10 protein-coding genes are annotated in these 9,706 nt (G+C 72.4%); 6 read left to right on the top strand and 4 right to left on the bottom strand.

The genetic code is table 11. From position 1 onward, the window contains the following. Window positions 1-82 precede the first annotated feature (82 nt). From EST92_RS16270 to EST92_RS16250, 5 genes are all read left to right on the top strand, one after another. A complete protein-coding gene (locus tag EST92_RS16270; protein WP_129281648.1) occupies window positions 83-742 on the top strand; it encodes a class I SAM-dependent methyltransferase in 660 nt (219 codons plus the stop codon). A 19-nt stretch (window positions 743-761) separates the two neighbouring features. Next, the gene (locus EST92_RS16265; protein ID WP_129281647.1) at window positions 762-1,688 is read left to right on the top strand and encodes an N-acetylmuramoyl-L-alanine amidase; all 927 of its coding nucleotides are present in this window, start codon (window positions 762-764) and stop codon (window positions 1,686-1,688) included. Window positions 1,689-1,889: 201 nt separating this feature from the next. Further along, entirely contained in the window at window positions 1,890-2,705 is an 816-nt protein-coding gene (locus EST92_RS16260; RefSeq protein WP_129281646.1) for a DUF5336 domain-containing protein, read from the top strand. A gap of 244 nt (window positions 2,706-2,949) precedes the next feature. Continuing rightward, complete coding sequence (locus EST92_RS16255) at window positions 2,950-3,213, top strand: hypothetical protein (RefSeq protein ID WP_129281645.1); 264 nt, start codon at window positions 2,950-2,952, stop codon at window positions 3,211-3,213. A gap of 148 nt (window positions 3,214-3,361) precedes the next feature. Continuing rightward, a complete protein-coding gene (locus EST92_RS16250) occupies window positions 3,362-4,372 on the top strand; it encodes an LLM class F420-dependent oxidoreductase (protein ID WP_129281644.1) in 1,011 nt (336 codons plus the stop codon). A 49-nt stretch (window positions 4,373-4,421) separates the two neighbouring features. On the opposite strand, the gene EST92_RS16245 is transcribed toward EST92_RS16250, so the two are convergent. The 4 genes from EST92_RS16245 to EST92_RS16230 all read right to left on the bottom strand — a co-directional run bounded on the left by EST92_RS16245 (window position 4,422) and on the right by EST92_RS16230 (window position 8,669). Further along, the gene (locus tag EST92_RS16245) at window positions 4,422-5,225 is read right to left on the bottom strand and encodes a maleylpyruvate isomerase family mycothiol-dependent enzyme (protein WP_129281643.1); all 804 of its coding nucleotides are present in this window, start codon (window positions 5,223-5,225) and stop codon (window positions 4,422-4,424) included. A 66-nt stretch (window positions 5,226-5,291) separates the two neighbouring features. Next, window positions 5,292-6,362, bottom strand: coding sequence for a prenyltransferase/squalene oxidase repeat-containing protein (locus EST92_RS16240; protein ID WP_129281642.1), 1,071 nt, complete (start codon window positions 6,360-6,362; stop codon window positions 5,292-5,294). Beyond that, window positions 6,359-7,306, bottom strand: coding sequence for a class I SAM-dependent methyltransferase (locus EST92_RS16235; protein ID WP_129281641.1), 948 nt, complete (start codon window positions 7,304-7,306; stop codon window positions 6,359-6,361). The genes EST92_RS16240 and EST92_RS16235 overlap by 4 nt, the downstream gene beginning before the upstream one ends. Window positions 7,307-7,376: 70 nt before the next feature. Then, complete coding sequence (locus EST92_RS16230; protein WP_254068848.1) at window positions 7,377-8,669, bottom strand: glycosyltransferase family 4 protein; 1,293 nt, start codon at window positions 8,667-8,669, stop codon at window positions 7,377-7,379. Between the two features lie 335 nt (window positions 8,670-9,004). Between EST92_RS16230 and EST92_RS16225 the strand changes: the two genes are divergently transcribed. Next, the gene (locus EST92_RS16225) at window positions 9,005-9,676 is read left to right on the top strand and encodes a TetR family transcriptional regulator (RefSeq protein ID WP_129281639.1); all 672 of its coding nucleotides are present in this window, start codon (window positions 9,005-9,007) and stop codon (window positions 9,674-9,676) included. Window positions 9,677-9,706 lie beyond the last annotated feature (30 nt).

The following is a 9,706-nucleotide window of genomic DNA, read 5'->3' as shown; positions in this document are numbered from 1 at the left end:
GTCTCGTGGGCTCGGAATGTGTATAAGAGACAGACCCCGTACGGCACGATGAGCCCCTGACCGCACCCTCAGGAGGAAGCCCATGCCCGCTCCCACGGCTCCGACCGCTCCACAGCCGGAGATACTCGCCGCGTTCCAGGCGGCGAAGGGCTTCATGCCCGTGGACGAGGGCCTGGCCCTGTACGCGGCGGCGGCCGAGGCGGCGTCGCTCGGACTGCCGCTGGTGGAGGTCGGTACGTACTGCGGCCGGTCCACCATCCTGCTCGCGGACGCCGCGCGCGCCGCCGGGGTCGTGGCCGTCACCGTCGACCACCACCGGGGCAGCGAGGAGCAGCAGCCCGGCTGGGAGTACCACGATCCGAGTGTGGTCGACCCGGAGGTCGGCCGGATGGACACCCTGCCCACCTTCCGCCGCACCCTGCACGCCGCGGGCCTGGAGGACCAGGTGATCGCCCTGGTGGGCCGGTCGCCGCAGGTCGCGGCCGTCTGGCAGGCCCCGGTCGGCCTGGTCTTCATCGACGGCGGGCACACCGACGAGCACGCCGGCGCCGACTACGAGGGCTGGGCGCCGCATGTCGCACCCGGCGGACTGCTGGTGATCCACGATGTGTTCGCGGACCCGGCGGACGGCGGCCAGGCCCCGTACCGGATCTACCGCAGGGCCCTGGAGTCCGGTGCGTTCACCGAGGTGTCGTCCCACCGTTCGCTGCACGTTCTGCGGCGCACCGGGCCCGGCATCTGAGGCGGCTACCATCGCGGACGTGTCGAACGGCAGTACTCACCCACCGCACCGCCGCCTGCGCGGCCTCCTCCTCGCCGTGGTGACCACCGTCGTGGTCGCCGGCCTGGGGGGCTGGCTGCTCTGGCGGACGTCCGGCGGCGACGGCGGGCCGGCGCACGGAGCCGGGCCGCCCGCCGCGACCCGGTCGCCGGGCAGCGGGGCCGGGGGCGCCGACCGCGGCCCGGACGGCAAGGGCTCCGCGGGCCGCGGCCCGGGCAAGGGCGCTGCGCACAGCAGCCTCAAGGGCAAGGTCGTACTCCTCGACCCGGGCCACAATCCGCACAACGTGGATCACGGGCGGGAGATCGCCCGGCAGGTGGACATCGGCAACGCCCACAAGGAGTGCGACACCACCGGCACCTCCACCGACGACGGCTACGCCGAGGCGTCGTTCACACTGGACCTCGCCCACCGCGTCCGCACCCTCCTCCAGGAAGAGGGCGCCAAGGTCGTCTTCACCCAGGACGGCGACCACCGGTACGGGCCGTGCGTGGACGAGCGCGCCGCCGTCGGGAACAAGGCGCACGCCGACGCCGCACTCTCCCTCCACGCCGACGGCTCGGCCCCGGGGAACCGCGGTTTCCACGTCATACTCCCGGCGCGCGTCACGGCCGGCCCGGCCGACACCGCCGCGATCGTGGCGCCCTCGCGGCGGCTGGGCGAGCGGCTGGCCGGCCGGTTCCGCACGGTCACCGGGAGCGCGCCGTCCAATTACATCGGCCACGGCACCGGACTCGACGTGCGTTCCGATCTCGGCGGCCTCAACCTCTCGACCGTGCCGAAGGTGTTCATCGAGTGCGGAAATATGCGTGACCCGAAGGACGCCGCGGAATTGACCGACGCACACTGGCGGCAGAAAGCGGCCCGTGGGATCACCGAGGGCATTACGGACTTCTTGACGCACTGACCGGGCCGCCGGCAACGGCTGCGAATCCCTCCGATACCGGGTCCGATACGAGCTGCCGTGCGCGCGCGGGGAAACGAAGACGACGGCCCGCCGGATTCGGCGACGGGTTCCCCTTTACGATGGGTGCCCACCGCCGTGCCTCGCACTGCGCGCACCGCGACAGCGACGACCGGACCCACGAAACCGACAAAGGACCTTTACGTGAACATCCGCTCCCTCACTCGAGGCGACGGCGTGGTGATCGGAGCAGCGGTGCTGCTGTTCATCGCCTCGTTCCTCAGTCTCGGCGCTTCGGAATACGCCAGCATCAATGCCTGGGACGTGCTGGCCACGCTCATGAGCACGTACCTGGCCGGTGTGATCGGCGCGGCGATCGTCGTCCTCAGCCGCATGCTGCCGCAGCAGCGCAAGGTCGCCGGTCTCGATCTCGCCCAGTTCGGTGTCGCGCTGACCATCTTCGCGGCGTGGACCGCGTTCTGGACCATCGTCGGCAGCCCCAGCGCCGGCGCCGGCCTGATCCTCGGCCTGATCGCCGCCCTGATCCTGGCCGGCGGCGCCGTCGCCACGCCGCTGGTCCCGGCGCTCAAGGTCGCCCTGATCGGCGCCCCCAAGCCGCAGCCCGCCGGGGCCCCTTACGGTGCGGGCCCCAACCCGGGTTACGGCTACCCCGGCGCCCAGCAGCAGGCGAGCCAGGGCTACGGCTACCCGGGCGGCCAGCAGCAGCCCCAGGGCGGCCAGGCCTACGGCCAGCAGGCGCCCGCCGCCGACGGGACGGCCGGGGGCGCGGCCGGCGCCACCCAGGCGGCCGGCAGCCCGGCGGACTTCGCGCCGTTCTGGTTCGCGGTGCCCGTCGCACGGCCGCTGTACGGCGAGGACGGCTCGCCGGCGCCGATCGCCGAACTGGCGCCCGGCACCTGGTACCTCGCGGTGGAGCAGCGCGGCCAGGCCCTGATCGCCCAGACCCAGGACGGCCGCCGAGGCGTCCTGCAGGACACCACCGGCATCCAGCGCGGCTGACACCGGACACCAGCGGTCCTTTTGCGCCTCGCCCCTCAGGGGGCGGGGCGCTTTGCCGTGCGTCCGCGGGAAGCGGGGCGTCCGTACACCGCGGCGACGGCCGGCCGCAGGTCTGCCGTTACTCACTGGTCAATGGCAGAATCACCACTCCCCTTGGAGGGCCGATGCAGTGCAACAAGGATCTGTACGAGACGCGAGCGACGTGCGAGAAGTGTGGACAGGAGATGACGACCACCCAGGACGGGTGGGCGATCTGCTACGGGTGCGGGACGAGCAAGCCTCAATAGCCGCTCCGCCGTGCCCACAGTGCGGCGTCCAGCTGGTCAGCTCGACGTCCGACTGGTGGCAGTGCGCGGCGGTCCACTGCCCGTACGAGATGCCCGACGAGGCGTATCGCCTCTACGTCTCCCTGTGCGCCTTGTTCGAGTCGGCCCCGGAGCGGTTCTTCGAGTTGGTACGGGGCCACCGCGACGAGGTGCGGTCGCTGGAGCCGGCCTGGCTCAGGTAGCGGGCCACCACCCGTTGCACCCCCGGCCGCCCGGTCGTACAGTGCGCGGGCACCGATTGGAACTGACGAACCGTCAGTATTCATTCATCGTCCAGCACCCCGCACCCACCCCGGAACCCTCGGCCGCCGTAGAAGAGGGGCGATCAGCATGCGACTCGGTCTGCACCTGGGCTACTGGGGCCGCGGCCCGGACCCCCGGCACCTCGAACTGGCCCGCGAGGCGGAGCGCCTCGGCTACGACTCGGTCTGGACCGCGGAGGCCTGGGGCTCGGACGCCTTCACCGCGCTGACCTGGATCGGCGCCCACACCTCCCGGATCAAACTCGGCACGGGCATCGTCCAGATGGCCGCCCGCACCCCCACCGCCACCGCCATGCACGCCCTGACCCTCGACCATCTCTCCGGTGGCCGGCTGCTGCTGGGCCTGGGGCTGTCGGGGCCGCAGGTCGTCGAGGGGTGGTACGGGCGGCCGTTCCCCAAGAGCCCGCTGACCGCCACCCGGGAATACGTGGACGTGATCCGGCAAGTCCTGCGCCGGGAGGGGCCGGTGACCTCGGACGGGGTCTTCCACCCGCACCCCTATCGTGGCCCGGACGGCACCGGACTGGGCAAGCCGCTCAAGGCCATCACCCACCCGCTGCGCGACCGTCTCCCGGTCCTCCTGGGTGCGGAAGGGCCCAAGAACATCGCCCAGACGACCCGGATCGCGGACGGCTGGCTGCCGCTGTACTGGTCGCCGCAGCGCACCGACGTCTACCGGGCCTCGCTGGCCGGTGCCCCGGACGGCTTCGTCATCGCGCCCATGGCACGCGCGCTGGTCTGTGCCGATGTCACCGAGGGGCTGCTGCCGGTCAAGGCGATGCTCGGCTTCTACATCGGCGGGATGGGACACGCCGCCAGGAACTTCCATGCCGATCTGATGGCGCGGATGGGCTTCGAGGAGGAGGCCCGGCGGGTGCAGCGGCTCTTCCTCGAAGGCCGCAAGGAGGAGGCCGTGCTCGCCGTACCGGACGCCTTCGCCGACGAGATCTCGCTGGTCGGGCCGCGCGAACGGATCGCCGAGCGGCTGGAGTTGTGGCGCGCGGGCCCGGTCAGCGACCTCCTGGTCACCGCACCGGACCCGCATACGCTACGGGTGCTGGCCGAACTCAACTCCTGACACCCGCCGACTCCGCACCCGAGGCGCCGCCCGCATCACGGCCGGCCGCTCACCCGAAGGACGCCCACGACAGCCACTGGTCGAGCAGCGCACGCTCGCCCAGCACCTCGACCCGGTCGCTGTCGGCGGGCAGCCGGCGGTAGAGGACGGCCAGGACGTCGGTGAGGGGGCCGCGCAGCGCGACCGCCGCCTTTTCATGGGTGCGGCGGTGGGTGGGCACCTCGCCCGTGAGGTCGAGCAGCCACTCGGCGTTCAGGCCGGGCGGGGCGTCGGTGGCGTGGACGTGAATCGTGCGGCCGGGGCCGCACAGCTTCGTCCCGCGTTCGGCGAAGCGGTCCAGCACCACCGGCAGTTCGCCGATCTGCAGCCACTCCTCCAGACAGTCCGCGGCGACCGGTGGCGGGACGTCGAAGGGGACACCGGCGGTGAGCGCGGCATCGGCCCGGTGGATGACCGTCTCATGGACCATCCGGCGGGCCCAGAACCCGGTGTGCCGCGCCGGCGTCCAGCTCCACACCTCCGTATCGGGGCCGGCCTCGCGCAGCGCGGCGACGGTCTGCTCGACGCCCGCCGCCAGCCACGCGTCCAGCGCCGCCGCGTCCTCGCCCTCGGGCCCGGCCCCCTCGGGGACGTCCGCGGGGTCGACGCTCTCCGCGGCGCGGGTGGCGACGATCGCGCCGACCCAGCGGTGCGCACCGCCCACGTGCCGGGCGAGGTCGGCCAGCGTCCAGTCGGGGCAGGTCGGCACGGTCGCCGAGAGATCGGCGCTGCGCACGATCTCCCGGAGCGTGCCGGTCTCGGCGAGGAGCTGGTCGCAGTATTCCTCGTGGGTGAGGGAGCCTTGGAGAGTCATGTGACGCACAATAGTGCGGCCGCCCTGGCTTCTCCTGCGCATTACGGGCCCGCCCTCGCCGGCCTCCTACCGGCAGCAGTCCGGATCCAGTCCCGTCGGAAGCCCTTCGCCGCCGAAGACCATGGTGGTGGCCTCGTCGCCGCCCAGGGCGGCGACCGCGAGCAGCAGCGAACCGGCGGTCCAGGAGGTGCGTTCCCGGGGCCAGATCGCGTCGTCGTCGAAGACGTAGCCGGTCCAGTACATGCCGTCCTCGGCGCGCAGGTGCTGGATCCACGTGAGGATCTGCACGGCCCGCTCGGACTCCCCCATCGCCCACAGCGCCAGCGCCAGTTCCGCGCTCTCGCCGCCGGTGACCCAGGGGTTGGGCAGCACGCAGCGCACCCCCAGGCCGGGCACGACGAAGCGTTCCCAGTCGGCGTCGATACGGTCCCTGGCCTGCCGGCCGCGGACCGCGCCGCCCAGGACCGGGTAGTACCAGTCCATGGAGTAGCGGCCCTTGTCCAGGAACCGCTCGGGGTGGCTGCTTATCGCATGGCCGAGCCGGCCGGCCGCCAGCTCCCAGTCGGGCTGCGGCTCCTCGCGCTGGTCGGCGAGGGCCAGGGCGCAGCGCAGCGCCTGGTAGATGGAGGACGAGCCGGTCAGCAGCGCCTCGTTGACGGGTGTGCCGTCGTCCTCGCGCTTCCAGCCGATCTCCCCGCCGGGCTGCTGGAGCTCCAGCACGAATCCGATCGACGAGTGGACCGCGGGCCACATGCGGTCGAGGAAGGCCTCGTCGCCGGTGGACAGGAAGTGGTGCCAGACGCCGACCGCGAGATAGGCGCAGAAGTTGGTCTCCCGGCCGCGGTCGGTGGGAGCCGCGGCGTCGCCGTCGGCGTAGGCCGCGTACCAGGACCCGTCCGGGTTCTGGTGCCGCAGCAGCCAGTCGTACGCGGCCTCGGCGCGCTCGTGTTCGCCGGCCGCGTCCAGGGCCATGGCGGCCTCGGTGTGGTCCCACGGGTCGAGGTGGTGGCCCCGGAACCAGGGGATGGCGCCGTCCGGCCGCTGGGTCGCGAGGATGCCGGCGACCGTGCGGGCAGCCTGGTCGGCGGTGAGCACGCCCGGCAGGACGAGCCGTTCGGTACGCCCGGGACTCGTCACTTGGCGGCCCCGGAGGAGGGCTTGGCGGTGGACGACGAAGCGCCGCGCTTCGCCCGGGTCTTGGCGGGTGTCTTGGCGGATGCCTTGGTGGGGTTCTTGGCGGGCGCCTTGGCGGTGGCGGGCTGCGCGGTGGTGCGGGGCTTGCCGGCCCGCCCGGCGGCCGGCTCGGCGGTCTTCGTGGCGGGTGCGGCGGCGGGCTCGTCCGCCTCGTCGGCGGCGGGCGCGTCGGGAAGGTGCGGCTTGGTGGCGTAGACGACGAAGCTCTTGCCGATGACGGGGTTGAGCGCCCGTTCGGCGAGCCGGGTGGCCAGCGGCTTCTTCATGATGTCCCAGACCAGCAGCTTGTGGTACGCCTGCACCGGCAGCGCCTTGTCGTTGTCCACCCCGAAGGCGCATTTGAGCCACCAGTAGGGGCTGTGCAGCCCGTGGGCGTGGTGCGTGCCGTACGGTTCCAGGCCCGCCTCCCGCATCTTGCCGAGCAGTTCGTCGCCGCGGTAGATGCGGATGTGGCCACCCTCGACCTCGTGATAGGCGTCGCTGAGGGCCCAGCAGACCTTCTCGGGGCCGTAGCGGGGCACGGTGACGGCGATCCGGCCGCCGGGGCGCAGCACCCGGACCATCTCGGCGAGCACGCCCTTGTCGTCCGGGATGTGCTCCATCACCTCGGAGATGATCACAACGTCGAAACTGTCGTCGGGGAAGGGCAGGTTGAGCGCGTCGCCCTCCATGGCGGTGGCGGAGGCGCCCGCCGGGGCCTCGCCCGCCTCCTTCATCGCGGCGAACCACTTGGCGACCTCGCGGATCTCCTCGCCGTTCTGGTCGAGGGCGACGACCTGCGCGCCGCGCCGGTAGCACTCGAAGGCGTGCCGGCCGGCGCCGCACCCCAGATCGAGCACGCGGTCGCCCGGGGCGAGCGGGAAACGGGAAAAGTCGACGGTCAGCACGGCGTTCTGCTTTCGTCCGGCGGTGGGTGGCGGGGGTGGCTGCGGAAGGAACTACGGACCGGGCGGGCCGCTAGACGTGTCCGGCGGCGCTCGACGCGGTGGCGGCGGGCGCGCCGGCGAGGGTGCGGGCGGCGCCGCCCTGGAGGGCGAGGGCCTCGCGGTAGCGCTCGGCGGTGCCGAGGGCGGCCTGCCGCCAGGTGAAGCGGGCCAGCACCCGCTCCCGGCCGGCCGCACCGAGCCGGCGGCGCAACGGGGCGTCGCCCAGGAGGCGGAGCAGCCCGCCGGCCAGCGCGTCGGCGTCGCCCGGGGGCACCGCGAGGCAGGTCTCGCCGTCCGGCCCGGCGACCTCGGGGATGGCGCCGCCGGTGGTGGCCAGCAGCGGGGTGCCGGTGGCCATGGCCTCGGCGGCGGGCAGCGAGAAGCCCTCGTAGAGGGAGGGGACGCAGGCGATCTGGGCGCCTCGGACGAGGTCGACGAGTTCGCCGTCGGTGATGCCCTTGACGAATTCGACGGCGCCGGACAGGCCGAGCCGTTCGATGGCGGCGGCGACCGGCCCGTCGTCGGCGCGCTTGCCGACGACCACCAGATGGGCGTCTGGCTGCTCGGTGCGCACCTTGGCGAGCGCCTCGACGAGGTGGATCAGACCCTTGAGGGGCACATCCGCACTGGAGGTGGTGACGATCCGTCCGGGCACCTCGGGAACGGCGGGATCCGGCGAGAACAGCTCGGTGTCGGCGCCGATGTGGACGACGTGGATGCGGTCGGGGCGGACGCCGAGGTCGTCGACGATCTCCTGACGGGAGGAGCCGGAGACGGTCAGCACGGACGGCAGCCGGCGGGCGACGCGCTTCTGCATCCGGGTGAAGCCGTACCAGCGGCGCACGGAGGCGCGGCGCCTCCAGCCGTTGGCCGCCGCCAGGTCGAGCCGCCGGTCGACGGTGATGGGGTGGTGGATGGTGGTGACCAGCGGGGCACCGAGCGCGCCGGGCCCGCCGAGCAGGCCGTAGCCGAGGGTCTGGTTGTCGTGGACGACGTCGAACCGGCCGCGGTGGGCGGCGAGATGGCGCCGGGCCCGCAGGGAGAAGGTCAGCGGCTCGGGGAAGCCGCCGGTCCACATCGTGCCGACCTCAAGGGCGTCGATCCAGTCGCGGTACTCGCCGCGCTTCGGGGTGCGGAACGGGTCCGGCTGGCGGTAGAGGTCCAGGCTCGGCAGCTCGGTCAGGATCACCCCGTCGTCGACGACGGGATAGGGCTGGGCGCCGATGACCTCGACGGTGTGGCCGAGCCGGGTCAGTTCGCGGGAGAGATGGCGTACATAGACGCCCTGTCCGCCGCAGAACGGGTTCCCCTTATACGTGAGCATCGCGATGCGCAGGGGTCGCTCACCATGGGCCGGGGCGGAGGCCGAGGGGGCCTCTGCGGGGCGAGGCGCGGCTGCCTGGACGGCCTCTGCGGTCACGCTCGGCCCCCTTCTCACTGGACTTTCGCCGGAGCGTAACCGCTGGCGGTAATCTAGAACAAGTTTCAGAACTGATTGGCTACTGATCAGTTCACCGAGCTCCGAATCTACCGGCCGAGAACGATGCGAAAAGAGCCGCACCAGGTGATTCGCGCCACCACCCGCCCCCCTGCCATGCTGTGCCGATCACACCACCGGCACTCGCCGCATTGCGGACGGAATGCCACGGAATGGGAAATATGACTACGGAATCCAAGGCGGCCAGGCCGACGCTTCCCGCGAGTCCTCCCCTGACCGAGCGTCAGGAGGCCAGACGCCGCCGCATCCTGCACACCAGCGCCAAGCTGGCGTCCCGTGGCGGCTTCGACGCCGTGCAGATGCGCGAGGTCGCGGAGTCCTCGGGCGTCGCCCTCGGCACCCTCTACCGCTACTTCCCCTCCAAGGTGCATCTGTTGGTCGCCACCATGCAGGACCAGCTCCAGCACATGCACGAGACGCTGCGCAAGCGCCCGCCGTCGGAGCAGGACCCGGGCGCCCGGGTCGCCCAGACCCTGATGCGAGCCTTTCGCGCACTGCAACGCGAGCCGCATCTCGCGGACGCGATGGTGCGCGCGCTGACCTTCGCCGACCGTTCGGTGAGCCCCGAGGTGGACACCGTCTCCCGGCTGACCACCGCGATCATCCTCGACGCGATGGCCCCGCCCGCCGCCGGGCGCCACCCCGCGCAGGAGGCGTCGCCGGCCGCCGCGCCCACCCCCGAACAGCTCTCCGCGGTCCGGGTCATCGAGCACACCTGGCACTCCGCACTGATCACCTGGCTGTCGGGCCGGGCCTCGATCGCCCAGGTGAAGATCGACATCGAGACCGTGTGCCGGCTGATCGACCTCACGGCGCCCGATTCGGACCGTTGACTCCCTTACGGGAACTTCCTTACGGAAAGC

The sequence above is a fragment of the Streptomyces sp. TM32 genome, from assembly GCF_004122755.1.
Taxonomy (GTDB): domain Bacteria; phylum Actinomycetota; class Actinomycetes; order Streptomycetales; family Streptomycetaceae; genus Streptomyces; species Streptomyces sioyaensis.
This window is presented reverse-complemented; position numbering and strand designations above follow the sequence as displayed.